Origin of the sequence: Ruminococcus sp. AM42-11 (genome assembly GCF_003480145.1) — a bacterium.
GTDB lineage: Bacteria > Bacillota > Clostridia > Lachnospirales > Lachnospiraceae > Blautia_A > Blautia_A faecis.
This window is the reverse complement of sequence record NZ_QUIO01000010.1, coordinates 93,449-120,028: the sequence shown is the minus strand read 5'-3', so window position 1 is coordinate 120,028 and position 26,580 is coordinate 93,449. Positions and strand designations below refer to the sequence as shown.

The window sequence follows — 26,580 nt, the reverse complement described above, 5'->3', positions numbered from 1 at the left end:
AAACGCTGAAGGCATCTAAGCGTGAAGCCCCCCTCAAGATGAGATGTCCCATTCGAAAGAAGTAAACCCCCTTGAAGACGACGAGGTAGATAGGGCAGGGGTGGAAGTGTGGTAACACACGGAGCTGACTGTTACTAATAGGGTGAGGGCTTGACCAAGAAATGAGAAAGACGGCTGCAAAGCGGCTGCCGGACTCACGCAGAGGTAAAATGATTCCATTAGGATGTAACATGTATGTAGTTTTGAAGGTACAGAACGGAAACGGTAGCCGGTTGGTTATCGTTTTTTTTGTGTGTATGTTTCTATTGCAAAATTTTCTCATTTGTTTACATTTACCTATTGCATTATTTGAAAATATGTAGTAACTTAGTATCTACCACGCTGTAATCACAGAACAAATATTCTGTTTTACAGTTTGGAAATGAAGGGGGAAATCGATAAATGGAAAACACAGTAACTAAGCCTGGATTCCGGAAGAAATTTCTGGGAGATAAGGCCTTTTACAAAATGGTACTTGCAATTGCAATACCCATTATGATACAGAATGGTATCACTAATTTTGTCAGTCTTCTGGACAATATTATGATCGGAAGGATTGGCACAGAGCAAATGTCAGGGGCAGCCATTGTAAATCAGCTTCTTTTTGTATATAATCTTTGTCTGTTTGGAGGCGTGTCCGGTGCTGGAATTTTTACAGCTCAGTACGCAGGCCAGAAGGATCATGAAGGGGTGCGCCAGACATTTCGCTACAAATTATGGCTGGTAATTGCGCTCACAATTATAACAATATTGATTTTAATGTGCTCAGGAGAAAACCTGATCGGCATGTATCTGAAAGGCGAAGGAAGTGCAGCTGCGCTGGAGGCTACGAGCAGATATGGAATGCAGTATTTGTGGATCATGTTTATTGGATTGCCGCCATTTATGATCAGTCAGGCATACTCCAGTACCCTTCGCGAATGCGGAGAGACTGTTCAGCCTATGAAGGCGGGAGTTACTGCAGTACTTGTGAATCTTGTATTCAACTATCTTCTTATTTATGGTAAATTTGGTTTTCCGGAGCTGGGGGTACAGGGAGCCGCTATTGCGACTGTTCTTTCCCGCTATGTGGAGGCTGCAATTATAATTATATGGTCACATACCCACACAGAGAAAATGCCTTTTGCCAAAGGGCTTTACAGTACGCTGAAGGTACCAGCTAATTTAACAAAGAAGATTTTGATCAAAGGAACTCCGCTGCTGCTTAATGAGACTCTCTGGGCAGCCGGAATGGCAATTCTTACCCAGTGCTATTCTATTCGGGGATTAAACGTAGTAGCTGCACAGAATATTGCAAATACCATTAATAATGTTTTTAATGTCGTATTCATCGCTTTGGGAGACTCTGTTGCCATTGTAGTGGGACAGCTGTTAGGCGCGGGAAATATGAAGAAGGCCAGAGATACAGATAATAAGATGATTGCATTTTCTGTTATGTGCTGCACTGGAGTGGCATTAGTCATGCTGATTGTCGCACCATTTTTCCCAAAGCTGTATAACACCAATCTGGATGCGCAGGAACTGGCGAAATACTTTATTATGATCATGGCAATTTTTATGCCGCAGAACGCATTCCTGCATGCTTCATATTTTACCTTGCGTTCCGGTGGAAAAACGATCATTACATTTTTATTTGACAGTGTATTTGTGTGGTGTGTCAGTGTACCCATTGCGTATTGCCTCAGTCGCTTCACAGGTTTACACGTGTTGGCTGTTTTTGCCATGGTACAGGTGGAGATATTTTGAAGTGTATTGTGGGTTTTGTGCTGGTTAAGAAAGGTGTATGGATGCAGAATATTGTTTCCGGAAAATAGGCGTGGAATGCCTGATAATTATTTTGCAAATAGAGTTTTTTGTTAACCGAATGACTTATCTGGAGCGTGTTTGAAAAAGGCTTTTTCAAATGCGCTCTAAGAAAAAATGCTTTTAATTTATTCAAACAGCAGTTCAGCAGCTGCGTAAATAAATTAAAAGCATTTTTATTATCCATGGGTATTTTAAAGAGAAAGTAGTTCCCCTGTCCGTGTCACATTATATCCGGTCTGTCCCTGAAGAATCGTTCGGAAATCTTCAGACCGTACAATTTCAAGAAGAGCAGAGAATCCAGGCTGGGAAAGAGCTTCCGTTTCCATGACCAGATACATAGGAAGTGTCTGAAGCGGAATAAAATCCAGAAGTCCGGACTGGTGTGCTGCGTATTCTTCTCCAAGAGCTGAATCTGCCTTGTGCGTAGCAATAGCTGCGGCAGTGGAAATATCAGATACCAGTTCAGTATGGTAACCAGATATGCTGGCTGGCGAAATTTTTTCTGAGAAAAGAAACTGGTCCAGGTAAATCCGTGGTGTACTTCCTTTTTCCCGATTGGCAATTTTTATGTCTTTACGGGCGAAATCCATCAGACCTGAAAGCTTCAAAGGGTTTCCAGAAGGAACATAAAGCCCTATGGAATACTCATAAAGGCATAAAAGAGAAAGCTGTACACCTGGGACAAGGCTGCGGATATGTTCCAGATCCAGACTTGCACATGCTATGTGAGCCTTTTTGAAATAAAGAGAATACAGGCTGTTGTAGCTGTTCATAAAGGATTGAAGGACTGGGATCCCCTGAGGGTGAATGGACATCTGGCTGATCAGAAGTTCGAGAGCCGGGGAAAACTGTCCGCAAAGGATCAGTCCGCTGGAGTGGAGAAGATAATCCCTCTTCAAAAGGGAACTTTCTGGAGGAAGTTCCGGAATCTGCAGATTTCCGTTAGGGGTACTGGAAGAAACGGCTTTCTGATCTGGCATGTTATTGCCGGAACCGGAACGCTCCAGGTATTGTTTCAGCTGCTGCTCGCTGATGCGAAGCTGTTTTCCTACTTTAGAAGAATATAATTCTCCACGTTTGATCAATTCATAAACCGTGGTCTTTTTAATTTGGAGCTTGTCTGCAATTTCCTGAGCAGTATAAAGTTTATTCATCAATTCCCACCATAACGTTGGTTGCCTTAATGACTGCGTAAGCGTCAGAGCCAACTTCAAGTCCAAGTTCTTCTACAGCTGCACAGGAAATAGTAGCTGTGATAATGTTGCCGCCTCCGATATCAATTGTGACGATGGAGTTAACGGCTCCCTTATTGATATTGATAACTTTTCCTTTTAACTGATTGCGTGCACTTAATTTCATATTTAAATCCTCTTTTCATTATTTATTACAAAATTCCTGAACGACAGCCGTGTATTCATTATGTCTATATGCTGAATGGATGGATATCAGACAGATCGGAACATATGAGCAAGTAGGAGATTAGACAGGAGTATGAACGTGTTCCATAGCTGAGAAGCAGCTGCCTTTTGTATTTATTATTGGTAGTATTTAAATATCATAGCATGTTGGAAAGAAAATAACAAGGAGTGTTTCGTTGGAGAAAAAATGAAAAGTAAAAAAAATTTGTGTGAACTAATAAAAATTGTACAAACAATGCAGGTTCAAATTGACATAGCAAATGAAATTAAGTATAATGAATGAAACCGAACAAAACATAACAAAACACAATAAAATACAACAAGAATGGAGGGCGTGAAATGAAAAAAAGAGTTTTTGCAGCACTTATGGCTGGTGTTATGGGAACTATGATGTTTGGAACTACTTTCGTATCTGCTGAAGCAGAGACAGCGGAACTGAAATGTGAGGTTTACGCATTTATTGCAGCCAGCCTGAATAACGCCATGGAAGAGATTCAGAAGAATTTTAATGAGACTTATCCGGATGTTGAGATTCTTTACAATGCGGACAGTTCAGGAACTTTGCAGACTCAGATTGAGGAAGGCGCCCGCTGCGATATTTTCTTCTCAGCAGCTACGAAGCAGATGGATGCATTGGTTGACGAGGGACTTGCTGACAAGGATTCTGTAGTGGATCTTCTTGAGAATAAAGTTGTTCTTATTAAACCAAAGGATGGGGAGACCAAGGTAACCGGATTTGAGAACATCACAGATGCTGCAAACCTTGCCCTTGCCGGAGAGGACGTTCCGGTTGGACAGTATTCCCGCGAGATTTTTGATAATCTTGGAATTACAGATGAAGTAAACAAGATGGAGATCAACGAAGGTAAGAATGTTACAGATGTACTTGCATCTGTAAGTGAGGGCAGCAATGAGGTTGGTATCGTATATGCTACGGATGCGGCTTCTGTGGCAGATTCTGTTGAGGTTATTGCAGAGGCACCGGAGGAAAGCCTTAAAACACCTGTACTTTACCCTGCCGGAATGGTAGAAGATAAAGAAGCAAGTGATGATGATAAAGCAGCAGCAGAAGCATTTCTTGAGTACCTTCAGTCTGATGAAGCTCTTGAAGTATTTGAGAAATATGGATTTGCAGCTTATGTAAATGGCGAGAAAACGGATGACATGGCAGCCGCTGAAGAGACCGCAGAGCCGACAGAGGAAGCATCTGAAGACACTGCAGAATAAAGGATAATAATATGGTAGAATTTCTCAGTGAAATAAACTGGAGTCCTTTGTGGATTTCTTTGAAAACCGGTGTGGCAGCAACTATATTTGCTTTTTTTCTGGGTGTATTCTGTGCAAGGAAGATCATGAAACTGAAACCGGGAGCAAGGGCAGTGCTGGATGGGATTCTGACAATGCCTCTTGTTCTGCCTCCTACAGTAGCTGGATTCTGCCTGCTTTTGCTTTTTAGCCTGAAAAGGCCTTTCGGAAGTTTTTTGCTGGATAATTTTGATATTAAAGTAGTTCAGACATGGACCGGATGTGTGATCGCAGCTTCTGTGATCGCGTTTCCACTGATGTATCGAAATGCCAGGGCGGCCTTTGAGCAGGTGGATGTGAATCTGATCTATGCAGGAAGAACTCTGGGAATGAGTGAAAGCCGGATATTCTGGAAGGTAATTATACCTGCAGCAGGACCTGGAATTGCTTCCGGTACTGTACTGGCTTTTGCCCGTGCCATTGGAGAATATGGAGCAACCTCCATGCTTGCCGGCAATATCCTTGGAAAGACAAGGACGGTTTCTGTTGCAATTGCATCAGAGACTGCAGCTGGAAATTATGATATGGCAGGTTTCTGGGTCGTAGTGATCATATTGATCTCATTTCTGGTGGTTGCAGCAATTAATATTGCTTCCGGCAGAGGAATGCAGACCAGAAGGTGGATATAATGGCGATTGAACTTGATATTCAGAAAAATTTTAAAGGCTTTTCCCTGGATGTAAGACTGAAGGGGCAGGATGGACCTATAGGGATCCTGGGCGCTTCCGGAAGCGGAAAGAGTATGACTCTTCGCAGTATTGCCGGAATTGAAACTCCGGATTCCGGAAGAATCATTATTAACGGGAAGACTGTTTTTGATTCTGAGGCAAAAATTAATTTAAAGCCTCAGGAGAGAAGAGTTGGATACCTGTTTCAGAATTATGCCCTTTTCCCAACTATGACTGTGGAAAAGAATATTGCCTGCGGGTATCGAGGGGAAAAAAGCGAGCTTTCACAGAAGGTTGCAGATTACATAAAAAGATATCATTTGGAGGGACTGGAAAAGCATTTGCCGTTGCAGCTTTCTGGCGGTCAGCAGCAGCGGGTGGCTCTCGCGCGTATGATGATCGGAGAGCCGGAGGTGATTCTTCTGGATGAACCTTTTTCTGCGCTGGATGGGTATCTGAAGGATATTTTGCAGCGTGATATGCAGAATTTTTTGAAAGATTACAAAGGCGATATGATCATGGTAACTCACAGTAGGGATGAGGCATATAAATTCTGCAGTCAGCTGACCCTGTTGAATAATGGAAAAGATATTCTTACTGGTGAGACCAGGGATATTTTCGAGAATCCTCAGTATCTGGAGGCTGCAAGGCTGACTGGATGTAAGAATTTTTCTGCAGTGCAGAAGATGGGCAGCCATGAGGTTTATGCATTGGATTGGGAGCTTATGCTTCGTTCAGAACAGGAAGTGACAGAGGATATTACCCATGTTGGAATCCGGGGACATTGGATGAGGCCGGCAACTAAGGCTGGTGAGAATACCATGGAAGTGCAGGTTGAGGAGTATATTGAAAATACTTTTGAGCATCAGTATCTGTTTCGTAATAAAGGGGCTGCAGAAAGCGGCACTTTGTGGTGGATGTGCCAGAAAAAGAATTTCCAGGAAACTGCAAAGGACAATATCCCAAAGTATCTGTATTTTCCACCAGAGCATGTGATGTTGTTGAAGAAATAAAACAAGGTGGTTCTGAATGAATAATAAAGGAATATGAGACAGCATGGAATGGTTTGCTGTTTCATATTCCTTATTTTGTATTGCGAAGTCTGCAGAAGACGGATAGTAGAAGAATGTCTTTATTTCAGATATGTTTTAGAACTTTTTTTAAACAAGCTCTGATGCTGCGATAAAAAAACGCCGGAAACCTTGAATTACAAGATTTCTGACGCTTAAGAGCAGGGGATGAGAGAATCGAACTCCCACCAAAGGTTTTGGAGACCCCTATCATACCATTTGACCAATCCCCTATGTTTTGTTTCTGTTGCAATTATACATACAAAAGGAACAGTTGTCAAGGCAAAATTAATAAAATTTGCACGAAAACAATTATGAAACGGAGATGGAGGGATTTGAACCCTCGCACCGGTTACCCGGCCTACCGCATTTCGAGTGCGGACCCTTCAGCCACTTGGGTACATCTCCATGACATTCTCCATTATATCGGGGGATTGGATAAAGGTCAATCTTTTTTTTATTGACGTAAAAAGAATAGTGTAATAATATGAAAGGAAAGCAAAATACGAGGAGACCAGTTATGAGTGACAAAAAGACATCCATAGAGAATGCAGTAGAGCGTCTGACTGCCAATTACCGTAAGGAAGAGCTGTTCCTGACAAAGAGCGGAAGACATCTGCCAGTCCGTGCAGCAATTATTGATATTGTGAAAGAAATGAGATCAGTTATTTTTCCGGGATATTTCGATATTGATTCGGGAGCAGCTGTTTTTCCGGAACATTATACCGGATATCTGCTCAATGACCTGTTTGACCGTATGCAGGCGCAGATTGAGACGGCTTTTCTGTATGTTGGCGATGATATGACCAGTGCATGCGGCAAGGCAGCACAGATAACCTCCAGATTTTTTGAGCAGCTTCCGGAAGTGCAGGAGATGCTGCTGAAAGATGTGCAGGCTGGTTTTGACGGTGACCCGGCTGCGAAGAGTAAAGAGGAGATTATTTTCTCCTATCCGGGATTTCTGGCAATTTATGTGTATCGTCTGGCACACATCCTTTATCTGGAGGAGGTTCCGTTTATTCCAAGGATTATGACAGAGTATGCTCATGACCACACAGGAATCGATATTAACCCAGGTGCTACGATTGGGGAATATTTCTTTATTGACCATGGCACTGGCGTAGTAATCGGTGAAACGACCACTATTGGAAATAATGTGAAGCTGTATCAGGGAGTTACCCTTGGCGCTCTTTCTACAAGAAAAGGACAGCAGCTTTCTGGTGTGAAGCGTCATCCTACTATTGAAGATAATGTGACCATTTATTCCAATTCTTCTGTACTTGGTGGAGAAACTGTGATTGGGGAGAATACGATCATCGGCGGAAACACATTTATCACAGAATCGATACCTGCAAACTCCAAGGTAAGTGCGAAGAGTCCGGAGCTGGTGATCAAGAAGCCGCGTACACATGTGGAAGCCTCCAATGTCTGGGACTGGGAAAATTAACGGAATAAAAAGAAAATGGCAGTCAACAGAACAGGCACGGTGGTATTTTAGAAAATATCATTTCTGGAAAAACAGAAAGTCGTAGTGTGAATCTGGTAACATGCATCGCTTTGAATATGGTGAACCGTGTAACTGTTGACTGCTCCAGAGCATGTTTGAAAAATCATTCTCCAATCTGCACGCCCCACTTTGCGGTATATTTCGCGCGAATTCGATTGCCGTAGCTTGCTACGGCGCCCTCATCCGGACAAAATCTCCCACAAATTGTGACGCACATCTTGCAGAAAGCCTTTTTCAAACATGCTTTAACAGACAAGCAATATTGCATCAATCTTAGAAACAAAAGAAAAAATTAAAAAATTTCAAAAAAGTTGTTGACAAATATTCCAACATCAGATATACTAATCTTCGTTGTGACGGACAAGCACAAATGTGCGGGTGTAGTTCAATGGTAGAACACCAGCCTTCCAAGCTGGATACGTGGGTTCGATTCCCATCACCCGCTTATGCGATAGTGGCGTAGTTGGTAACGCGCGACCTTGCCAAGGTCGAGACCGCGGGTTCGAGCCCCGTCTATCGCTCTTCTGACAAATGTCAGGTAAACACATCTGAATATGATGTGCGGGTGTAGTTCAATGGTAGAACACCAGCCTTCCAAGCTGGATACGTGGGTTCGATTCCCATCACCCGCTTGTGCGATAGTGGCGTAGTTGGTAACGCGCGACCTTGCCAAGGTCGAGACCGCGGGTTCGAGCCCCGTCTATCGCTCTTTAAAAGCCAGGAATTAAGTTTCCTGGCTTTTTTAACTTATGACGCATTATTTTCATTGGAGCAGATTGTTCCATAGAAACTGAGCAGATACAGACCCGAAAGTCCGACCAGCGCGTAGATGATTCTGGAAATCCAGCTCATACTGCCAAAGATGAGAGCTACCAGATTAAAGTTGAAGAACCCGATCAGTCCCCAGTTGACAGCGCCGATTATTGTAAGAGTCAGACAGAAACAATTTAAAAATTTATTTTCCATAAGTCACCATCCTTTCGTAACTATAGTGTCTCTTTTTATCATGGGAATTATACGAAAAAGCCTGTATAAAATGTGGTAAAAGATGGAATTTTAGCAGCAAAAAACAGGGGGACTGTCTGAAACTGCAAAGAGAGACATAAAAATACGCGAAAGCCTTAAACGGAACTTTCGCGTATAAAAGATTTCATTGTGCTTCCCATATGGTGATGTGCTGGTTGCTTCTTTTACTGGAGATTTAATGTCTGTGCTGCTGTAATTCCAGTATCCAGACCAAATGCGTCTGAAGCATGCAAGGTAACCGGGCTCATATCATTAAGGGAAAAAGCCTGACATACATTTACCGTTTCTCCAGGCTGGATTTCTTTCATAAATGCATCAACAGCCTCATCACTGTTTGACGGAATAGCTGCTTCAAGAGCCGCATCATTCTGATAAGCGGTAAGATTTACATCTACCATAGCACTGGAAGAACTTTCTCCGTTATTTGTGTAGTCGTAGTAGACGAGAAGACAGGGCTCACCGCCAAAGTCTGTGGAAACTACATTTCTGGTATAGTGGATAGAGAAACGCTGGTTGGAAAGATCAATGGTTCCAGCGGATGTGGCCGGCGTCTGGTCTGCAGAATCAGCTGGACCATCGGTTCCCTCCGCTGTGGAATCGGAAGCCGCCAGTGTCTGGCTGATCTCATCCTCTACACTTTTGAAATTGGCGGACATGATCTTTACTGTTTCATCATCAAGAGCTGTAACCTTCCATTGGCCGTTTACTTTGATCATAGGATAAACAATGTCTGTTTCACTGAATTTGTCTTCCAGGCTGGAGGCTTTTTCTATTAAAATAGCAGCAAGCTTGTCCTGGGTTTCCTGTTCTGTAAGACTTTCTCCGGAAAAGGCGCTGGAAACGATCTGACGAAGGAATTCGGTTACAGTTTCACGGTAGATGTCAGATCCGTCTACATAGCGGATCCGCGCAGTGACTTCTGCAGTGCCGTCTTGAAAACTGAAACGTGTCTTTGTGATCTTCCAGGTCATTTTGGCGTTGATGGATTTGAAGAAGCTTTCGTAGGTGGCGTTTCGCACATCTGCATTGTCAAGAGCGGAAAGATCGGCGCTCTGGAGCATACTTTCCATTGTGTCGAAATCAAGGCTCTGGATGCCGGTAAGATATTTATCCAATTCTTTGGCTGGCTGGCTGCGTTCGTAGAATAGTAGCCAATGGCTGCGCCGGCGATAAGGATAAGAATAAGCAGAAGCAGAATGCGTCCGGCCTTTCCTTTTCTTTTTTTCTTCGGAACAGGGTGTTCATCTGGCATATTTAGTTGTTTTTCTTCCATGTTTCCTCCTTGTTAAGTTTAGAGCCTGTTTGAAAAATCATTCCCGCAATCTACACGCCCCACTTGCGGTATATTTCGCCCGAATTCGGCCTACGTAGCCCACTACAGCGTCCTCATCCGGACAAAATCTTCCACAAATCGTGACGTACATCTTGCAGAAAGCCTTTTTCAAACATGCTCTGGTGATGTCTATGCTATTATAATTTCATAAATTGACCGTCTGTAAAAATTTCACATATAAATCTGTGTGACATCTTTTTTATTATAGTATACTCTTGGGAGAGTGTCAAAGTATTTACAGAGTGTTACTGCTCACTCCGTTCACAGTAACGCGCTTCGCAATGCACAGAAAAACGAACCTTCTTGTGACAAGCACAAGAAGTAGCGTTTGCTGCGCAAACTTAATTCTCGGGTTTTCTGTGAACTTTGTTCACAAAAAACACCTCGCGGAACGTTACTAGTCAGGTCGCGAACAGTAACCAGTAACTTTACGGATACCGGGTATTTATGTTAAGATAATAAAAAAAGAAGAAAGGCGGAAAAACTATGGGTGCAAAGTATGAAGCTTATATAGAATCAGAGGCGGATGGACTTGATATTTCCGTTCTGGCAGTGGTTCCGGATGAGACACCGTACAAAGGAATCCTGCAGCTTGTTCATGGGATGAGCGAATACAAGGAGCGCTATCTTCCCTTTATGGAATACATGGCTAAAAAAGGCTATGTATGCGTGATCCACGATCACCGTGGCCATGGGAAAAGTGTGCGGGCGCTGGATGACCTGGGATATATGTATGGCGGCGGCGCGGATGCGATCCTCAAGGATATTGAGGTGGTGAACCGGGAAATGCACCAGCAGCTTCCGGATCTGCCATTGATCTTATTCGGGCATAGTATGGGTTCGCTGGCCGTGCGCGCTTTTGCAAGAGATCATGATGACTGCATGGACATGCTGATCGTATGTGGTTCTCCAAGCAAGAATGGGGCAAGATCTCTTGGAGAAGCAATTGCCCATATGGAAAGTGCTGTGTTTGGACCAGCTCACAAGAGTAAAGTTATCGAAACCCTTTCCTTTGCCGGAAATGTGATGCGCTTCCGCAAGGACAAAAACTGTACTTCCTGGATCTGTGCCAATAAGGCAGCAGCTCAGGAATACTCCGATTCTGAACTTTGTGGCTTTACGTTTACAGATGATGGCTATCTGGCACTTTTTGAGCTGATGAAGCGTGCTTACGACGTAAAGCACTGGCACTGCACCAGACCGAAAATGCCCGTGCTTTTTGTCAGTGGTTCTGATGATCCCTGTATGATCAACGTGCGTCATTTTGCAAAAGCAGTGCAGGATATGCGGCGCGCCGGTTATGTAGACGTGAAAGGCAAGCTGTATCCGGGAATGCGCCACGAAATTCTGAATGAGACAGACCGGAAGCGGGTTTATCATGACATTGCCTTCTATATAAAGAAAAAGGGTTTTTGAGAAAACACGTCCATTATGCATAATATGCTCTATTTTGCACATACTCACAGAAATACAGTGTGAAATGGAGAACTATATGAGAAAAAAAGGCTGGATTCTGCTGCTGGTTCTTCTGGGTGTGGCTTTTCTTATGAGCTGCGGCAAAGATACGGAGCCGGATGAAGCAAAAGGGGAACTGGTAAGAATTGAGAGAGAAGGATGCCAAGCTGGTATCCTTCTTTTTTGAATTGGAAAATAGATTGGTCCTGTACAGATTACAGGAATGATTTTTAAAACAGGCTCAAAAGTTTTTTTTAAACATGCTGTAGAGTTATGATAAACAATCTGCGCTTGTGAAACAAACAAATGTCTTTGTATAAAATACACAAAAAATATACCATAATAGCACTGAAAAATAGTACAAGATTAAAAAATTGCACCGTCACCGTTCTAAAGTTTAAAATGTTACTTGAATAAAGCGAATTGAAATGCTATAATTTTTTCATATATTATAAAAATGAACTCTGGTCAGAAATCAGTCTGATATGGGTGTGGCGTTTTTGACGGCATCGCTCATAAAGGAAACCGAAATAAATGTTTTCGACCGGAAAAAATAAGGAGGAAAAATGGGAAAGTATTTTGCAAAAAGACTTGGAATGGCGATTCTGACTATCTTTCTGGTAGCCTGTCTTACCTTCCTGCTGATGAATGCTGTACCTGGAAGCCCATGGCTCAGTGAAAAAACACCTTCTGAGACCACACTGGCTGCGCTGAATGCCAAATATGGACTGGATAAGCCGGTCTATGTACAGTTGTTTATGTATCTGAAAAATATTCTTCACGGTGACTTCGGTGTATCACTTAAGATGCAGAAGAACCGTGCAGTTCTTGACATTATCGTGGATATGTTCCCGGTATCTGCCAAGGTAGGTGCACTTGCACTTGCATGGGCGATTCTGGTGGGTGTACCTCTTGGCTGTCTTGCCGCATTTAAGAGAGGCAAGCTGACAGACAGCATTCTTCGTGTGATCTGTACACTTGGAATCTCCATGCCAAGCTTCGTTGTGGCATCTGTTCTTCTGGTAACCCTGACTGGAAACAATGCACTGAATCTGTTTCCGTCTATTTTTGATCCGTCGCAGGGATGGCGCGCCTATGTACTGCCATGCTTTGCCCTGGGCTTTTACCCAATGTGCTATACAGCACGTCAGACACGTTCTGCCATGCTGGATTCCTTAAGCCAGGAGTACATTAAGACAGCCCGCGCCAAAGGTCTGAAGAACAAAAAGATTATTTTCAAGCATGCTCTTAGAAATGCACTGATTCCGGTTATTACATACTTAGGACCGCAGGTGGCCTTTACTCTTTGTGGTGGTTTTGTTGTAGAGAGCGTATTCTCAATTCCAGGACTTGGACGTTACTTCGTACAGTCCATCCAGAACCGTGATTATCCGGTTATTATGGGAACTACCATTTTCCTGGCAGCATTTATTATTCTGATGAACCTGGTTGTAGACCTCCTTTATAAGGTTGCTGACCCGAGAATCAGCCTTGCGAAAGGAGGAGAATGATCGTGGCAGAAGATAAGAAGATTAAGAAATGTCCGGTGAGTCTTCAGCCGGATATTGAGAACCTCCTTCAGGATTTAAGTCCGGATGATTTTGCATCTGCGTCCAGACAGGAGAAGGATGATTTTATTCAGGACCGCCAGAGTGTTTCCTACTGGAAAGATGCCTGGAGAAGATTAAAGAAAAATGTGGTGGCTATGGTTGCACTTGGTGTGATCGTATTCCTGTTTTTATTTGCCTTTGTGGGCCCGCTTCTGATCCCATATGGTTATGACGAGTTTAACAAAGGTGCTGAGAACCTTTATCCCTATCACTACACACTGGAGGACACCCAGCGTGTGAACGACGAGATCGCTTCCAGAACCCAGTCCGATGTAGTAGATGTAGATGAAATGATCGCCCAGGCGAAAGCAGAAGCTGAGAAAAAGGGCGAGAAATTTACAAAGAAAGATGAAGCAGTTATCCGTGCAAAAGCAAAAGTCGCTGCAAAACCTTCAGAAGATTCTTCTGAGGAGCAGAGCGTAGATGAGGATTCCATCCGCAAGGAGCTTGGAATCAAGAAGCATATTTTCGGTTATTCCCAGGCAGAGCTTGAGCGCAAGGCAAATGGGGAAAAAGTATTCCCTCATGTATTTGGTACTGACATGTATGGCCGTGATATTCTGGTCCGTGTTATGTATGGTGCCCGTGTTTCCATGTCTGTCGGCGTATTCGCAGCTATCCTGGTACTGGTGATCGGCGCCCTTTATGGTGCTATTTCCGGTTACTGTGGCGGCAAGGTGGACGCAGTGATGCAGCGTATTGTTGAACTTATTTATGCAGTTCCGGAGATGCTGGTTGTCCTTTTGATCGCAACTGCACTGAAACCAATCCTTACTGACTATGTGAATTCATCAGGAACCAGTCCTATGAAATCCTTTGTCAATGTACTTGGACCGAACCTGATCTCCATGTTTATTGCATTTGGTCTGTTATACTGGGTTACCATGAGTCGTATTATCCGTGGCCAGGTACTTCAGCTGAAACAGCAGGAATATGTAACCGCAGCAAGAGCACTTGGTGCATCTGGCGGCAGAATCATCCGCCGTCATCTGCTTCCAAACTGTATCGGACAGATCGTTGTTACTACCTGCCTGCAGATACCGTCTGCAATTTTCCTGGAATCCTTCTTATCCTACCTTGGAGTTGGTGTTTCTGCACCTCTTCCAAGCCTTGGATCCATGGCAACAGACGCACTTAGCGGTATGTACACTTATACTTACAGACTGATCGTACCTTCCGTGATCCTGAGCATTATGATCCTTGCATTCAACCTGTTTGGCGATGGACTTCGCGATGCTCTTGATCCGAAGCTGAAGAAATAAGAGAGGAGGAGAACAATGTCTGAACAGAAAAATAAATTGCTGGAAGTAAAAGACCTGAAAGTCTCCTTCTTTACCCCGGCCGGCGAGGTAAAAGCCGTTGGCGGTATCTCCTATGACCTTGATTATGGCGAAGTTATGGGAGTTGTTGGAGAATCTGGTTCTGGAAAGAGCCAGGAGGCATATTCTATTATGGGGCTTCTTCAGTCCCCGGGTAAAGTTATCGGAGGCTCCATTACCTTCGAGGGAAAAGATGTCCTTTCTTTTTCCAAGGAAGAGATGACTGCGTTCCGCGGAAACAAAGTAGCTATGATTTTCCAGAATCCCATGACCTGTCTGAATCCGGTTTACACCATCGGAAATCAGCTTGTGGAAGCTCTTCGTGCCCATGATAAGAAAATCAGCAAAGAAGAAGCCCAGAAACGTGCCATGGAAATGATGGAACTGGTTGGAATCAATAATGTGGAGAAGCGTATGAAGCAGTATCCACACGAGTTTTCCGGCGGTATGCGACAGCGTGTCATGATCGCTATGGGACTGATCTGCCATCCGCAGCTTCTGATCGCAGATGAGCCGACCACAGCCCTTGATGTTACCATTCAGGCACAGATCCTTGACTTGATGAAGGATCTTCAGAAAAAGACCGGAATGGGAATCATTTTCATCACACACAACCTTGGTGTTGTGGCAGATATCTGTGACAAGGTATCCGTTATGTATGCAGGTAAAATTGTGGAGCAGGGACCTGTAGATGACATTTTCTACGAGCCTGCACATCCATATACAAAGGGTCTTCTTCGTTCCATGCCCCGTGTTGATGCCGAGAGCTATGAAAGACTGATCCCAATCGAGGGAACCCCGGTTGATATGCTGAATCCGCCGGAAGGATGTCCGTTTGCTCCACGTTGTGAGCATTGCATGAAGATCTGTCTGAAGAAAATGCCTCCTTACGTGGAAGTGGGCGAGAAACATCGTTCCGCCTGCTGGCTTCGGGTTCAGGAGCTTATGAACAAGGAGGAGAAATAAATGGCAGAAGAAAAGAAGCTTCTTGAAATTGAGAATTTACGAAAATATTTTCCGGTAAATGGCATAAAAGGTCCGGGGGTACAGGCTGTACAGGATGTTTCCCTTTATATCAAAAAAGGTGAAACACTCGGTCTTGTAGGAGAGTCCGGATGTGGAAAGACCACACTGGGAAGAACGATTCTTCGCCTTTATGAGCCAACCGGAGGAAAGATTATTTATGATGGCGAAACCATTTACGACAATCCTCTGGATAAAGACGGCAAACCTCTTGGAAAAGCCAAAGCTGCCAAAATGCTTCCCTACAGAAGAAAAATGCAGATCATTTTCCAGGATCCGTCCGCTTCCCTGGATCCTCGAATGACAGTTGGTGAGATCATTGGAGAGGCCATTGATATCCACAAGCTTGCAGCGAGTAAGAAAGACCGCGCTGACATGATCAAAGAGCTGCTGGCGCAGGTTGGATTAAATACAGAGCATGCAAACCGTTATCCACATGAGTTTTCCGGCGGTCAGCAGCAGCGTGTTGGTATTGCCCGCGCCCTTGCAGTAAAACCGGAGTTCATCGTCTGTGACGAGCCGATTTCCGCATTGGATGTTTCTATCCAGTCACAGGTGGTAAACATGCTGGAGGACATGCAGGAGCAGATGGGTCTGACTTATCTGTTCATTGCCCATGATCTTTCCGTTGTCCGTCATATTTCCAACAGAATCGGTGTTATGTATCTTGGCTCTCTTGTTGAGTTGGGCGAGAGCTATGAGCTGAACAGACATCCGATCCATCCATATACACAGACCCTGCTTTCCGCAGTTCCGGTTCCGGATCCAAAGCTGAGCCGGACAAGAAAGCGTATTATTCTGGAAGGAGACGTGCCAAGTCCTATGAATCCGCCAAGCGGATGCCGTTTCCACACCAGATGTCCATATGCCACTGAAAAGTGCAGCCAGGTAACTCCTGTGTTCAGAGAGCATGAGCCGGGCCACTGGGCAGCCTGCCATTTGCTGGATAAATAAAGGAAGTTTAGGTATTTCGTTCTTCTTCACGGAAGAGCTGATGAATACAAGCGTCGATTCTCATCTCTCATGCGGCGCAAAAAAGCATAAAGGAGGAAATGTAATGAGAAGAAAATTTATGTCTATGGCACTGACTGCAGCTATGGTATTAAGCATGGCAGCAACTCCTGTATTCGCCGAGGATACAGCATCTGACGAAGGATTCAATCTGAACCTTTGTATCGCATCTGAACCACAGACAATTGACCCTGCACTGAACTCTGCAGTTGATGGAGCTATCATGTGCAACCATATGTTCGAAGGTCTGGCTAAATGGGTAAATGATGGTGAAGGAAATGCTGTCACAGCTCCTGGACAGGCTGAGTCCTGGGAAAAGGCCGAGAACGAAGATGGTACAGTTACTTACACTGTTAAACTTCGTGACGGAATCAAATGGTCTGATGGACAGGCTGTAACAGCTGGTGACTTCGTTTATGCATGGCAGCGTCTAGCAAATCCTGAGACAGCAGCAGATTACTGCTACATGATCGACATGGTAAAAGGATATGACGCAGTTGCTGACGGAAGTGCGGATCCAAGCACTCTTGGAATTACAGCAGTTGATGATCAGACTCTTCAGATCGATCTTACCTATGACTGCCCGTATTTCGAAGAAATCATGGCATTCCCGGCAACCTTCCCGGTTCGTCAGGATATGGTAGAGAGCAGTGACAACTGGACATTTGATCCAAGCACATACATTGGCAATGGACCATACAAAATGACAGAGTGGTCTCACAATGCTTACATCTCCATGGAGAAAAACGAGAACTACTATGACTATGAGAATCTTGGACCGGATACTATCAAGTTTACACTTCTTGATGACAACAACGCAATGCTCAAAGGTTACAACAACGGAGAGCTTGATTTCATCGAGAACCTTCCTGTAGACGAGATCCCGACCTACCTTGCTTCTGGCGAGCTTGAGATCGGTGACTATCTTGGAACTTACTATGTATGCTTCAACACAGAGGACGAAGTTTTCTCTGACCCTAACATCCGTAAAGCGTTCTCACTTGTAATCGACCGTAACTACATCGTAGAGAACGTTTCCCAGGCTGGTGAGGTTCCGGCTGACGGATATGTACCGAACGGTGTAAATGATGCAGCTGGTGCTGGTAGTGATGACTTCCGTACAGTAGGCGGTTCTTACTACAGCATTTCCGATGAGGATTATGAGGCTAACTGCGAAGAGGCCCGTCAGCTTCTTGCAGACGCTGGTTATCCGAACGGCGAAGGCTTCCCGACTGTAGAGTATCTGTACAACACAGCTGATAACCACAAGAAGATCGGTGAGGCTCTTCAGAACATGTGGCAGACAGAGCTTGGTGTAACTGTTAACTTGAACAACCAGGATTGGAACGTATTCCTTCAGAACAGAAAAGATGGTAACTTCCAGATCGCCCGTAACGGTTGGATCGCAGACTACAACGATCCTTGCTCATTCCTGGATATGTGGTACACAGACGGCGGTAACAACGACGCTCAGTACTCTAACCCAGACTATGATGCGGCTATCGATGCAGCAAAAGCTACTTCTGATCCGGAAGAGCGTATGAAAGCATTCCACGAAGCTGAGGATATCCTCATTGGACAGGACAGCGTACTTGCTCCAATCTACTTCTATACACAGCCATATATGCTCAATCCAGACATTGACGGCATGTATTACACACCACTTGGATACTTCTTCTTCGGTTATACAAGCAAGAAATAATTCAGGCAAAAGAATATAAGTCTTTTGGCATTACTTAAATGTGATGCTGAAGGAAATGACAGGCATTCGGAATTTTTCCGGGTGCCTGTTTTTATGAGCAGCAACCGAAAGCAGGATAAAATTTGCGAAGCTATTTTATCCTGTTGACCGATTATGCATGATAGCGGTATAATAAACAGATAATGGTTATTGAACCAGACAGGAGGAACATATGATGAGAGCCAGCGGTATTTTATTGCCTATATCCAGTATCCCTTCCAACTATGGAATCGGATGTTTTTCTAAAGAGCTTACGCTTTTGTAGATCAGCTTGCAGAAGCGGGTCAGAAATACTGGCAGATTCTGCCACTTGGACCTACCGGATACGGGGATTCCCCTTACCAGTCTTTTTCCACATTTGCAGGAAATCCTTATTTCATTGATCTGGAGGAATTGATCCAGAGAGACCTTCTCACAGCAGCAGAATGTGCAGAATGTGACTGGGGCGGCAGCAAAAGCTATGTGGACTATGAGAAGGTTTATCTTTCCAGATTTTCCCTTCTTCGGAAGGCTTACAGACGTTTTTACCAGATGGATGGGAAAGAAAAGGAGCTTCAGCTGATCCGTGAGGAGATGGAAGCCTTTGAGAAAGAGCAGGGCTTCTGGCTTGCAGATTATTGTCTTTATATGGCAATAAAGGACAGCCTGGAGGGAATTTCCTGGAATCAGTGGCCGGAGGACTTAAAGACACGTAAGCCGGAGGCGCTTGCTAAGGCAAGAGAGGAGCTGAAGGAGGATATCAGCTTCTATGCCTTTCAGCAGTTCTGGTTCTACCGCCAGTGGAGCCGGCTGAAGAAATATGCAAATGACAGAGGTATTAAGATCATCGGCGATCTTCCTATCTATGTGGCTTTTGACGGCGCAGATGCATGGGCGAACCCGGATCTGTTCCAGTTTGATGAGGAGGCTACACCGGCAGCAGTGGCAGGATGTCCTCCAGACGCTTTTTCCGCAACTGGTCAGCTGTGGGGAAATCCACTTTATAATTGGGAATATCATAAGAAAACAGGTTATAACTGGTGGATCCTTCGTATGACTCACTGTATGAAGCTGTACGACAAGGTCCGGATCGATCATTTCCGCGGTTTTGACGAGTACTGGTCAGTTCCCTATGGAGATGAGACCGCTGAGAATGGAAAGTGGGAAAAAGGTCCTGGAATAGAACTGTTCAAGGTCCTGGAGGAGAAAATTAAGGATCTGGATGTGATCGCAGAGGATCTGGGATTCCTTACAGACAGTGTCAGGGAGCTTCTGGTAGAATCCGGATATCCGGGTATGAAGGTGCTTCAGTTTGCCTTTGATAAAAGCGGCGAGAGCGTATATCTTCCTTTCCGATATGACAAAAACTGCATTGTATACACTGGAACCCACGACAATGAGACTACGAAGGGCTGGCTTGGGAACCTTACCCAGTCAAACAGAGCCTACGTGAACCAGTACACAGCCTGTGAGGAGAAAGACACAGATGAATGTGTATGGGGGCTTATCCGGGCGGCACAGTCCTCAGTAGCAGAAGTGTGCGTAGTACCTTTGCAGGATTATCTCTGTCTTGGAAATGAAGCGAGAATGAATACGCCTTCTACTTTGGGAGACAACTGGAAATGGCGTCTTACAAGAGGTCAGCTTACGGATGAGATCATTCACAGAATTAACGCCATGACCAGATTATATGGACGAATCCAGGAGAATAAGAAGTAAGATGAAGAGATTGCTTATATTTTTGAAGGGCTATGAGAAAGAAAGTTTTCTGGCTCCTTTGTTCAAAATGCTGGAGGCCACCTTTGAGCTGATCGTGCCTCTGGTTGTTGCCAGAATCATGGATATCGGCATTAAGAATCAGGACAATGTCTATATCTGGCACCAGTGTGTGATCATGGTACTGCTTGGAGTGATCGGTCTTGTATGTTCCCTGACAGCACAGTATTTCTCTGCAAAGGCAGCCATGGGATTCAGCACTGCCCTTCGCAAGGAGCTTTTTTCCCATATCAGCAGGCTTTCTTACAGAGAACTGGATATGCTTGGAACTCCTACCCTTGTGACAAGGATCACCAATGACGTGAATCAGGCACAGACTGGTGTGAACATGGTACTTCGTCTGTTCCTTCGTTCTCCTTTTATTGTTGTGGGTGCAGTGATCATGTCCTTTACCATTGATGTGAAGATTGGCCTGATCTTCCTGATTGCGGTTCCGGTGATCTCCATTGTAATTTACGGAATTATGCGCACAACAGTGCCAATTTACAAAAAGGCTCAGTCATTCCTGGACAGGATTTCCCTGATCACCAGAGAGAATCATGTGGGTGCCAGAGTAGTAAGGGCTTTTGGAAGACAGCAGGAAGAATATAAAGAATTCTCAGAAGTAAACGACGATTACACCAAGGTGCAGGTAAGAGCGGGAAAAATTTCCGCACTTCTGAATCCTGCCACTACGGTTATCATGAACTTTGCCATTATCGGAATCCTCTGGTATGGAAGCAAGGAAGTGTCTGTGGGTATTCTTACACAGGGGGAAGTGGTTGCCCTTGTAAACTATATGAACCAGATCCTGATCGCACTGATCGCTCTTGCAAACCTGATCGTGGCAGTGACAAAGGCTATGGCTTCCGGTGTGCGTCTGAATGAGGTGCTGGATACACAGCCGTCTCTCACGGATCAGGGCAATAGTGTTCAGAAAGAAAATGCAGGCGCTGCAAGAGTTGTCTTTGAAGATGTGAGCTTTACCTATGCAGGCAGCAAGGAGCCGGCGCTTTCCCATATTTCCTTTACGGCAAAACCAGGTGAGACCATCGGTATCATTGGTGGTACCGGATGTGGTAAATCCACTCTGGTCAATCTGATCCCACGCTTCTATGACGTAACTTCAGGTAATGTGGTAATTGATGGAAATAATGTAAAAGAATATCCATTTTCACAGCTTCGTAAAAAGGTGGGGATGGTACCACAACAGGCAGTTCTGTTTAAGGGAACCATCCGTGACAATATGAAATGGGGCAAAGAGGACGCTTCCGAAGAAGAAATCCAACGGGCTCTTTCCATTGCGCAGGCAAGTGGTTTTGTAAAAAGTAAGCCGGAGGGCTTAAATACCATGGTAAGTCAGGGTGGCGCCAATCTTTCCGGCGGACAGCGCCAGCGTCTTACCATAGCAAGAGCACTGGTGGGAGATCCGGAGATCCTGATCATGGATGACAGTGCTTCTGCCCTTGACTTTGCCACAGATGCGGCTCTTCGTCATGCCATTCATGAGCAGACAAAGGGAATGACTGTGTTTATCGTTTCCCAGAGAGCAACCTCCATCAAGCAGGCAGATAAGATCCTGGTTCTGGATGATGGTGAGCTGGCTGGTGTGGGAACACACAAAGAGCTTATGGAATCCTGTGAGGTCTACAGAGAAATCTGCCTGTCACAGCTTTCCGAACAGGAGGTGAACCGCTGATGGGAAGGAATAAAGAGACTATGAAGAGGGTACTGAAATTTATCAGCCCTTACAAAGCAAAAATTATCATTATGCTTCTGACAGCGCTTGTCACCGTTGGATTTACCCTGTATACACCCATTCTGATTGGTAATGGTGTAGATAATATCGTAGGTCCGGGAAATGTAAATACAGCCGGACTTTTGAAGGTGCTTGGAGCTCTGGCTGTGATCGTTGTGGGAAATGCAGTTTCCCAGTGGGTGATGAACCTTCTTACCAATCAGGTTACCTACAGCGTGGTGCAGGATGTGCGAAGCCAGGCGTTTGCCCATCTTCAGGAGGTGCCGGTATCTTATATAGATGCCAATCAGCCAGGAGATATTTTAAGCCGTATTGTTTCTGATGTCAGTCAGTTTTCAGATGGTCTCCTTATGGGCTTTACCCAGCTGTTTACCGGTGTGCTGACCATCTTTGGAACCATTGGATTTATGCTTTCCATCAGTGTGAAGATCACAGTGATCGTTATTTTGCTCACTCCGATTTCCCTGTTCGTGGCAAGCTTTATCGCAGGCAGAACCTTCCGCATGTTTCAGGAGCAGTCCGAGAAGAGAGCGGAGATGACTTCTATTGTGGAAGAGCTTGTTGGAAATCAGAAGATCGTGCAGGCTTTTTCCTATGAGGAGAGAGCTAATGAAAGGTTTGGAAAAGTAAATGAAGAGCTTCGCGTCTGCGGAATCAAAGCGATTTTCTTTTCCTCTATTACAAACCCGTCCACACGCTTTGTAAATGGTCTTGTTTACACAGCAGTTGGAATTTTTGGTGCATTTACAGTAATTAAGGGCGGTATGACTGTGGGACAGCTGACCAGCTTCCTGAACTATGCAAATCAGTATACCAAGCCGTTTAATGAGATTTCCGGCGTTATCACAGAGCTGGAGAATGCGCTGGCATGTGCAAAACGTCTCTTTGACTTTATTGATACACCGGCACAGGAGCCAGATGCGCCAGATGCTTGGGAGCTGGAGAAAGCAGACGGCCGTGTAAGCGTGGAGAGTGTTTCCTTTTCTTACAGAAAAGAAGTTCCGCTTCTTACTGATATTTCCATTGACGTAAAACCTGGACAGAGGATCGCCATCGTCGGACCTACCGGATGCGGTAAGACCACTATGATCAACCTTCTTATGAGATTCTATGATGTAGATAAGGGACAGATTAAGGTAAGCGGTTATCCGGTAAGAGAGCTGACAAGAGACAGCCTGAGACAAAACTTTGGTATGGTGCTTCAGGAGACCTGGCTGAAGGCAGGAACCATCCGCGAGAACATTGCCTATGGAAAGCCGGATGCGACTTTGGAAGAGGTTATGGAGGCAGCTAAGCATGCACATGCCCACAGTTTTATCAAGCGTATGCCAAACGGCTATGATACCGTGATTTCAGAGGGAGGCGGAAATATTTCCCAGGGACAGAAGCAGCTTCTTTGCATTGCAAGGGTTATGCTGATGCACCCGGCTATGTTGATCCTGGATGAGGCCACTTCTTCCATTGATACCCGTACTGAGGTGAAGGTGCAGAAGGCTTTTGCAGAGTTGATGGAAGGAAGAACCAGCTTTATTGTAGCACATCGTCTTTCCACTATCCAGGAGGCAGATCTGATCCTGGTCATGAAGGACGGAAATATTATCGAGCAGGGCAGACATGAGGAATTGCTGGCGAAGAAGGGCTTCTATGCGAATCTGTATGAGAGTCAGTTTGCTATTTCATAAGGGGGATGAATATGGAAAATAAGAATCTGGAAGAGACTGATGTAAATGAGAAGCAGAAAGCCAGAAATGGGAAGTCTGCTATGCCTATGAGAACCTGCCTGGTTATGATTCTGGCAGGGGTTTATGTGGCTTATCTGGGTGTTTCACTTTGCCAGAATGTAATAAATGGTGTTGAGGGCAGCAGTCCTGGCTTTATGGTTGCGGGAGTGATTTTTATTGTGCTTGGCGTGGCTTTCGTGATCAATGGAATCCGCGGCAGCATAAAGGCTGGCAAGATTCAGAAGGAGTCGAATGCAGAAAGTGAAGCACAGGCTTCTGAGACAGAAACTTCAAGGACAGTTGAATCTAAAATGGAAAGTACTTCATCCTTGAATAAGAAAATGTCTATTGCTGACCGCGCTAATCTGGTTAGCCAGTTAGGGGATGCGACAGAGGATGAAGAATAGAGAGTATTGTTTTTTGAAAAGAAATTGATATATTAGATAGTGTTAATATATGTATGAAAAATGAGTGGTGTAGTTATTTCGAGAACGATGTACTAGTTTGCAGACCGGGCGGTTACTTTTGCGTTTTATGATTATAACAGCACGAAATTACGAATACAATACTAAATATAAAAAAATAAACAGGCTTCCGAATGAGTGATAATCAATCAGAAGTCTGTTTTTTGTTGAAATACACGCTCTAGCGCCGTTTCCTGCGCCTGCGTTTCCCGCTTGGGTTATGTAGAGTGGACCAGCAGAATGCCTGCACCAACAGGATTCCCGCTGTGACTCCGATGCTGTCGATTCCCACATCACGTACAGAAGGTCCGCGGTCTGCCACAAAGGACTGGTGGTATTCATCAAAGCCTGCGAAGCCTACGCAGATGGCGCCTGCCAGCAGGATCAGCCAGATACCTCTTACTCCGTAAACATAAAGTGGGAAAGAAATGGCAATGGCAAGCAGACAGTACTCTGTCATGTGAGCTGCTTTTCGCACATAAAATTCGATGGAGCTGGCAGAATAGGCGAGCTCGTCATAAGTTTTGTTTTCGTTGAGAACTTCATTCTTGGTTTCCACAATCTGGTAGCTGACTTCATAGCTTAGGGCTCCGGACACCTCCCCTGTCTGGGCTGAAAATGAATAAATCAGATACATCATCAGAATTGCAGGAAGAAAAGAAAGAGGTTTCAGTAAATGGATTAAAATTTTCTTCATGGGGTTTACTATAACACGGGAAAATAAGATTGTAAAGAAAAAGGTGATTTGACAAGGTTTTGAAAAAACAATAAAACCAGAGCAAGCAGGAGTGAGACAGGAGGGCAAAGAACTTGTTATTTACAGGAATCTATGCTAAAATTGTTGAAGTATGAAAAGCAGCGAGATACTTGGTGTGGAGAGACTCTGGCGGCCAGGTATCGTGTTGCTATAAAGAACGCACAATGGAGACCAGGAGGAAAAAGACAGGTATGAGTTTAGCTGATCATATTTTTATAGATATGTGTAAAGACGTAATTGAGAACGGAACCAGTACAGAAGGGGAGAAGGTCCGGCCAGTGTGGGAGGATGGCACTTCTGCTTATACGATCAAACGTTTTGGTGTTGTGAACCGTTATGATCTGAGAAAGGAATTTCCAGCGCTGACCCTTCGCAAGACCGCATTAAAGAGCGCTATGGATGAGATCCTCTGGATCTGGCAGAAGAAATCAAACAACATTCATGACCTTCACAGCCATATCTGGGATAGCTGGGCTGACGAGAATGGCTCCATTGGAAAAGCGTATGGTTATCAGCTGGGTGTGAAGCATCAGTACAAAGAAGGCATGATGGATCAGGTAGACCGTGTTCTTTATGATCTGAAGAATAATCCATACAGCCGTCGTATTATGACCAATATTTATGTGCATGAAGATCTTCATGAGATGAATCTTTACCCATGTGCTTACTCTATGACCTTCAATGTAACAAAGGAGCCTGGAAAGGACAAGCTGACTTTAAATGCCATTTTGAACCAGCGCTCCCAGGATATCCTGGCTGCAAATAACTGGAATGTATGCCAGTACTCCCTTCTTCTTATGATGATCGCACAATGCTGTGACATGGAAGCCGGTGAGCTGGTACATGTGATCGCGGATTGTCATATTTATGACAGACATGTTCCGGTTATCAAGGAGCTGATTTCTAGGACACCTTATCCGGCACCGACTGTGAAACTGAATCCGAATGTGAAGAATTTCTATGATTTTACCACGGATGATCTGATCGTGGAGAATTATCAGACCTGGCCTCAGATTAAAAATATTCCGATTGCCATTTAAACATGGAGTAAATGAGAAAGGGTTCCAATGCCGCATGCGTTTCAGATATGGTGAGGCTGCTGTAGCGGGCTACGGCAACCGAATTTGGGCAAAATCTCCCGCAAAGTGGGGCGTGCAGATTGCGGGAATGATTTTTAGACACGCTCTAGGAGTTCGTATAAAGGAGATTATAAGAAATGAAAATAATAGTAGCTGCTGACAAAAACTGGGGAATTGGAAAAGACAATAAGCTTCTTGTGAGCATTCCGGCGGATATGAAAATGTTTCGTCAGGAGACCACCGGAAAGGTTTGTGTTATGGGAAGAAAGACCCTGGAGAGTTTCCCAGGAGGGCTTCCTCTTAAAAACCGCACAAACATCGTTCTTACCAGAAATGAGAATTACAAAGTGAAAGATGCCATAATCGTTCATTCTATTGAAGAGCTTATGGAAGAACTGAAAAAGTATCCGGCAGAAGATGTATACTGCATCGGCGGCGATACTATCTATAAGCAGCTTCTTCCTTATTGCGATGCTGCTCAGGTGACCAAGATCGATTTTGCCTATATTGCAGACAGTTATTTTCCGAATCTGGATGAAGATCCACAGTGGCATGTGGCAGCAGAGAGTGAAGAGCAGACATATTTTGATCTGGAATATAAGTTTGTGAGATATGAAAGAAATAAATAAGCGGGAAAATATAATGTGTTTTTCAAAAAAATCAGTTCTGCCATCATGACAGAACTGATTTTTGTTATGTGCTGTGTAGAGCGTGTTTGAAAAAATACGAAAAATG

General features: G+C 44.5%; 25 protein-coding genes, 6 tRNA genes, 1 rRNA gene and 2 pseudogenes. 24 read left to right on the top strand and 10 right to left on the bottom strand.

The window, feature by feature from the left end:
- Positions 1 to 158, top strand: a 23S ribosomal RNA gene (locus DW904_RS08160); the annotation flags it as partial.
- Positions 159 to 441: 283 nt separating this feature from the next.
- Positions 442 to 1,853: pseudogene (locus tag DW904_RS08155) on the top strand (MATE family efflux transporter).
- 183 nt (positions 1,854 to 2,036) lie between these two features.
- On the opposite strand, the gene DW904_RS08150 reads toward DW904_RS08155, so the two are convergent.
- Complete coding sequence (locus DW904_RS08150; protein ID WP_118579243.1) at positions 2,037 to 2,999, bottom strand: helix-turn-helix transcriptional regulator; 963 nt, start codon at positions 2,997 to 2,999, stop codon at positions 2,037 to 2,039.
- Positions 2,992 to 3,204: a TOBE domain-containing protein gene (locus tag DW904_RS08145; protein ID WP_118579240.1), complete on the bottom strand. Its 213-nt coding sequence runs from the start codon at positions 3,202 to 3,204 to the stop codon at positions 2,992 to 2,994. The genes DW904_RS08150 and DW904_RS08145 overlap by 8 nt, the downstream gene beginning before the upstream one ends.
- 398 nt (positions 3,205 to 3,602) lie before the next feature.
- Between DW904_RS08145 and modA the strand changes: the two genes are divergently transcribed.
- The 3 genes from modA to DW904_RS08130 are packed head-to-tail and all read left to right on the top strand — an operon-like array spanning position 3,603 to position 6,249.
- Complete coding sequence (modA, locus tag DW904_RS08140; protein ID WP_118579237.1) at positions 3,603 to 4,490, top strand: molybdate ABC transporter substrate-binding protein; 888 nt, start codon at positions 3,603 to 3,605, stop codon at positions 4,488 to 4,490.
- An 11-nt stretch (positions 4,491 to 4,501) separates the two neighbouring features.
- Positions 4,502 to 5,197, top strand: coding sequence for a molybdate ABC transporter permease subunit (gene modB / locus DW904_RS08135; protein WP_118579234.1), 696 nt, complete (start codon positions 4,502 to 4,504; stop codon positions 5,195 to 5,197).
- Entirely contained in the window at positions 5,197 to 6,249 is a 1,053-nt protein-coding gene (locus tag DW904_RS08130; protein ID WP_118579231.1) for an ATP-binding cassette domain-containing protein, read from the top strand. Before modB ends, DW904_RS08130 begins: the two co-directional genes overlap by 1 nt.
- A 219-nt stretch (positions 6,250 to 6,468) precedes the next feature.
- On the opposite strand, the gene DW904_RS08125 is transcribed toward DW904_RS08130, so the two are convergent.
- Positions 6,469 to 6,539: transfer RNA gene (locus tag DW904_RS08125), tRNA-Trp, on the bottom strand.
- An 87-nt stretch (positions 6,540 to 6,626) separates the two neighbouring features.
- Positions 6,627 to 6,714, bottom strand: a tRNA-Ser gene (locus tag DW904_RS08120).
- 112 nt (positions 6,715 to 6,826) lie between these two features.
- Here DW904_RS08120 and epsC point away from each other — a divergent pair.
- Complete coding sequence (epsC, locus tag DW904_RS08115; protein WP_118579228.1) at positions 6,827 to 7,753, top strand: serine O-acetyltransferase EpsC; 927 nt, start codon at positions 6,827 to 6,829, stop codon at positions 7,751 to 7,753.
- Between the two features lie 163 nt (positions 7,754 to 7,916).
- On the opposite strand, the pseudogene DW904_RS25240 reads toward epsC, so the two are convergent.
- A pseudogene (locus DW904_RS25240) lies at positions 7,917 to 7,991 on the bottom strand (DUF6783 domain-containing protein); the annotation flags it as partial.
- Here DW904_RS25240 and DW904_RS25235 point away from each other — a divergent pair.
- The 5 genes from DW904_RS25235 to DW904_RS08095 all read left to right on the top strand — a co-directional run bounded on the left by DW904_RS25235 (position 7,968) and on the right by DW904_RS08095 (position 8,521).
- Positions 7,968 to 8,090, top strand: coding sequence for a DUF6783 domain-containing protein (locus DW904_RS25235; RefSeq protein WP_347562066.1), 123 nt, complete (start codon positions 7,968 to 7,970; stop codon positions 8,088 to 8,090). The pseudogene DW904_RS25240 and the gene DW904_RS25235 overlap by 24 nt on opposite strands.
- A gap of 97 nt (positions 8,091 to 8,187) precedes the next feature.
- A tRNA-Gly gene (locus DW904_RS08110) sits at positions 8,188 to 8,258 on the top strand.
- A gap of 3 nt (positions 8,259 to 8,261) precedes the next feature.
- Positions 8,262 to 8,334, top strand: a tRNA-Gly gene (locus tag DW904_RS08105).
- Between the two features lie 40 nt (positions 8,335 to 8,374).
- A tRNA-Gly gene (locus tag DW904_RS08100) sits at positions 8,375 to 8,445 on the top strand.
- A 3-nt stretch (positions 8,446 to 8,448) separates the two neighbouring features.
- A tRNA-Gly gene (locus DW904_RS08095) sits at positions 8,449 to 8,521 on the top strand.
- A 39-nt stretch (positions 8,522 to 8,560) separates the two neighbouring features.
- Here DW904_RS08095 and DW904_RS08090 read toward each other — a convergent pair.
- The 3 genes from DW904_RS08090 to DW904_RS25230 all read right to left on the bottom strand — a co-directional run bounded on the left by DW904_RS08090 (position 8,561) and on the right by DW904_RS25230 (position 10,263).
- Positions 8,561 to 8,779 (bottom strand): DUF378 domain-containing protein, encoded by a 219-nt coding sequence (locus tag DW904_RS08090; RefSeq protein WP_118579225.1) that lies wholly within the window; start codon positions 8,777 to 8,779, stop codon positions 8,561 to 8,563.
- 224 nt (positions 8,780 to 9,003) lie between these two features.
- Complete coding sequence (locus DW904_RS08085; RefSeq protein WP_243110343.1) at positions 9,004 to 9,954, bottom strand: DUF5067 domain-containing protein; 951 nt, start codon at positions 9,952 to 9,954, stop codon at positions 9,004 to 9,006.
- Between the two features lie 195 nt (positions 9,955 to 10,149).
- On the bottom strand, positions 10,150 to 10,263 hold the full coding sequence (locus tag DW904_RS25230) for a DUF6783 domain-containing protein (protein ID WP_319017302.1): 114 nt from the start codon (positions 10,261 to 10,263) through the stop codon (positions 10,150 to 10,152).
- A 395-nt stretch (positions 10,264 to 10,658) separates the two neighbouring features.
- Between DW904_RS25230 and DW904_RS08075 the strand changes: the two genes are divergently transcribed.
- From DW904_RS08075 to DW904_RS08030, 11 genes are all read left to right on the top strand, one after another.
- Positions 10,659 to 11,588: an alpha/beta hydrolase gene (locus DW904_RS08075; protein ID WP_118579222.1), complete on the top strand. Its 930-nt coding sequence runs from the start codon at positions 10,659 to 10,661 to the stop codon at positions 11,586 to 11,588.
- A 76-nt stretch (positions 11,589 to 11,664) separates the two neighbouring features.
- Positions 11,665 to 11,814, top strand: a complete 150-nt coding sequence (locus tag DW904_RS22820; RefSeq protein WP_173716424.1) for a hypothetical protein — start codon at positions 11,665 to 11,667, stop codon at positions 11,812 to 11,814.
- Positions 11,815 to 12,193: 379 nt separating this feature from the next.
- Positions 12,194 to 13,138, top strand: a complete 945-nt coding sequence (locus DW904_RS08070) for an ABC transporter permease (protein ID WP_118579219.1) — start codon at positions 12,194 to 12,196, stop codon at positions 13,136 to 13,138.
- Positions 13,139 to 13,140: 2 nt separating this feature from the next.
- A complete protein-coding gene (locus tag DW904_RS08065) occupies positions 13,141 to 14,499 on the top strand; it encodes an ABC transporter permease (RefSeq protein ID WP_118579270.1) in 1,359 nt (452 codons plus the stop codon).
- A 15-nt stretch (positions 14,500 to 14,514) separates the two neighbouring features.
- On the top strand, positions 14,515 to 15,522 hold the full coding sequence (locus tag DW904_RS08060) for an ABC transporter ATP-binding protein (protein WP_118579216.1): 1,008 nt from the start codon (positions 14,515 to 14,517) through the stop codon (positions 15,520 to 15,522).
- Positions 15,523 to 16,533, top strand: coding sequence for an oligopeptide/dipeptide ABC transporter ATP-binding protein (locus tag DW904_RS08055; protein ID WP_118579213.1), 1,011 nt, complete (start codon positions 15,523 to 15,525; stop codon positions 16,531 to 16,533). It begins immediately after the preceding gene.
- 103 nt (positions 16,534 to 16,636) lie between these two features.
- Entirely contained in the window at positions 16,637 to 18,292 is a 1,656-nt protein-coding gene (locus DW904_RS08050; protein WP_118579210.1) for a peptide ABC transporter substrate-binding protein, read from the top strand.
- Positions 18,293 to 18,631: 339 nt separating this feature from the next.
- Complete coding sequence (malQ, locus tag DW904_RS08045; protein ID WP_347562065.1) at positions 18,632 to 20,029, top strand: 4-alpha-glucanotransferase; 1,398 nt, start codon at positions 18,632 to 18,634, stop codon at positions 20,027 to 20,029.
- A gap of 1 nt (position 20,030) precedes the next feature.
- The gene (locus DW904_RS08040) at positions 20,031 to 21,764 is read left to right on the top strand and encodes an ABC transporter ATP-binding protein (RefSeq protein ID WP_118579207.1); all 1,734 of its coding nucleotides are present in this window, start codon (positions 20,031 to 20,033) and stop codon (positions 21,762 to 21,764) included.
- Positions 21,764 to 23,506, top strand: a complete 1,743-nt coding sequence (locus tag DW904_RS08035) for an ABC transporter ATP-binding protein (protein WP_118579204.1) — start codon at positions 21,764 to 21,766, stop codon at positions 23,504 to 23,506. Before DW904_RS08040 ends, DW904_RS08035 begins: the two co-directional genes overlap by 1 nt.
- A gap of 11 nt (positions 23,507 to 23,517) precedes the next feature.
- Positions 23,518 to 23,952, top strand: a complete 435-nt coding sequence (locus DW904_RS08030) for a hypothetical protein (protein ID WP_118579201.1) — start codon at positions 23,518 to 23,520, stop codon at positions 23,950 to 23,952.
- 238 nt (positions 23,953 to 24,190) lie between these two features.
- Here DW904_RS08030 and DW904_RS08025 read toward each other — a convergent pair whose 3' ends face one another.
- Entirely contained in the window at positions 24,191 to 24,706 is a 516-nt protein-coding gene (locus tag DW904_RS08025) for a VanZ family protein (RefSeq protein ID WP_118579198.1), read from the bottom strand.
- A gap of 251 nt (positions 24,707 to 24,957) precedes the next feature.
- On the opposite strand from DW904_RS08025, the gene thyA reads away from it, so the two are divergent.
- Complete coding sequence (gene thyA / locus DW904_RS08020; protein WP_118579195.1) at positions 24,958 to 25,806, top strand: thymidylate synthase; 849 nt, start codon at positions 24,958 to 24,960, stop codon at positions 25,804 to 25,806.
- Here thyA and DW904_RS25225 read toward each other — a convergent pair.
- Positions 25,781 to 25,948, bottom strand: a complete 168-nt coding sequence (locus DW904_RS25225; protein WP_308768414.1) for a DUF6783 domain-containing protein — start codon at positions 25,946 to 25,948, stop codon at positions 25,781 to 25,783. The two genes, thyA and DW904_RS25225, sit on opposite strands and share 26 nt — an antisense overlap.
- Before the next feature lie 34 nt (positions 25,949 to 25,982).
- On the opposite strand from DW904_RS25225, the gene DW904_RS08015 reads away from it, so the two are divergent.
- Positions 25,983 to 26,474: a dihydrofolate reductase gene (locus tag DW904_RS08015; RefSeq protein WP_118579192.1), complete on the top strand. Its 492-nt coding sequence runs from the start codon at positions 25,983 to 25,985 to the stop codon at positions 26,472 to 26,474.
- The last annotated feature ends 106 nt before the right edge of the window (positions 26,475 to 26,580 follow it).

What these genes read in the sequence shown, in the direction of transcription:
- DW904_RS08150 (WP_118579243.1), bottom strand. Translation starts at nt 2,999, where the DNA reads ATGAATAAACTTTATACTGCTCAGGAAATTGCAGACAAGCTCCAAATT.
- DW904_RS08145 (WP_118579240.1), bottom strand. Translation starts at nt 3,204, where the DNA reads ATGAAATTAAGTGCACGCAATCAGTTAAAAGGAAAAGTTATCAATATC.
- modA (WP_118579237.1), top strand. Translation starts at nt 3,603, where the DNA reads ATGAAAAAAAGAGTTTTTGCAGCACTTATGGCTGGTGTTATGGGAACT.
- modB (WP_118579234.1), top strand. Translation starts at nt 4,502, where the DNA reads ATGGTAGAATTTCTCAGTGAAATAAACTGGAGTCCTTTGTGGATTTCT.
- DW904_RS08130 (WP_118579231.1), top strand. Translation starts at nt 5,197, where the DNA reads ATGGCGATTGAACTTGATATTCAGAAAAATTTTAAAGGCTTTTCCCTG.
- epsC (WP_118579228.1), top strand. Translation starts at nt 6,827, where the DNA reads ATGAGTGACAAAAAGACATCCATAGAGAATGCAGTAGAGCGTCTGACT.
- DW904_RS08090 (WP_118579225.1), bottom strand. Translation starts at nt 8,779, where the DNA reads ATGGAAAATAAATTTTTAAATTGTTTCTGTCTGACTCTTACAATAATC.
- DW904_RS25230 (WP_319017302.1), bottom strand. Translation starts at nt 10,263, where the DNA reads ATGTACGTCACGATTTGTGGAAGATTTTGTCCGGATGAGGACGCTGTA.
- DW904_RS08075 (WP_118579222.1), top strand. Translation starts at nt 10,659, where the DNA reads ATGGGTGCAAAGTATGAAGCTTATATAGAATCAGAGGCGGATGGACTT.
- DW904_RS22820 (WP_173716424.1), top strand. Translation starts at nt 11,665, where the DNA reads ATGAGAAAAAAAGGCTGGATTCTGCTGCTGGTTCTTCTGGGTGTGGCT.
- DW904_RS08070 (WP_118579219.1), top strand. Translation starts at nt 12,194, where the DNA reads ATGGGAAAGTATTTTGCAAAAAGACTTGGAATGGCGATTCTGACTATC.
- DW904_RS08060 (WP_118579216.1), top strand. Translation starts at nt 14,515, where the DNA reads ATGTCTGAACAGAAAAATAAATTGCTGGAAGTAAAAGACCTGAAAGTC.
- DW904_RS08055 (WP_118579213.1), top strand. Translation starts at nt 15,523, where the DNA reads ATGGCAGAAGAAAAGAAGCTTCTTGAAATTGAGAATTTACGAAAATAT.
- DW904_RS08050 (WP_118579210.1), top strand. Translation starts at nt 16,637, where the DNA reads ATGAGAAGAAAATTTATGTCTATGGCACTGACTGCAGCTATGGTATTA.
- DW904_RS08040 (WP_118579207.1), top strand. Translation starts at nt 20,031, where the DNA reads ATGAAGAGATTGCTTATATTTTTGAAGGGCTATGAGAAAGAAAGTTTT.
- DW904_RS08035 (WP_118579204.1), top strand. Translation starts at nt 21,764, where the DNA reads ATGGGAAGGAATAAAGAGACTATGAAGAGGGTACTGAAATTTATCAGC.
- DW904_RS08030 (WP_118579201.1), top strand. Translation starts at nt 23,518, where the DNA reads ATGGAAAATAAGAATCTGGAAGAGACTGATGTAAATGAGAAGCAGAAA.
- DW904_RS08025 (WP_118579198.1), bottom strand. Translation starts at nt 24,706, where the DNA reads ATGAAGAAAATTTTAATCCATTTACTGAAACCTCTTTCTTTTCTTCCT.
- thyA (WP_118579195.1), top strand. Translation starts at nt 24,958, where the DNA reads ATGAGTTTAGCTGATCATATTTTTATAGATATGTGTAAAGACGTAATT.
- DW904_RS08015 (WP_118579192.1), top strand. Translation starts at nt 25,983, where the DNA reads ATGAAAATAATAGTAGCTGCTGACAAAAACTGGGGAATTGGAAAAGAC.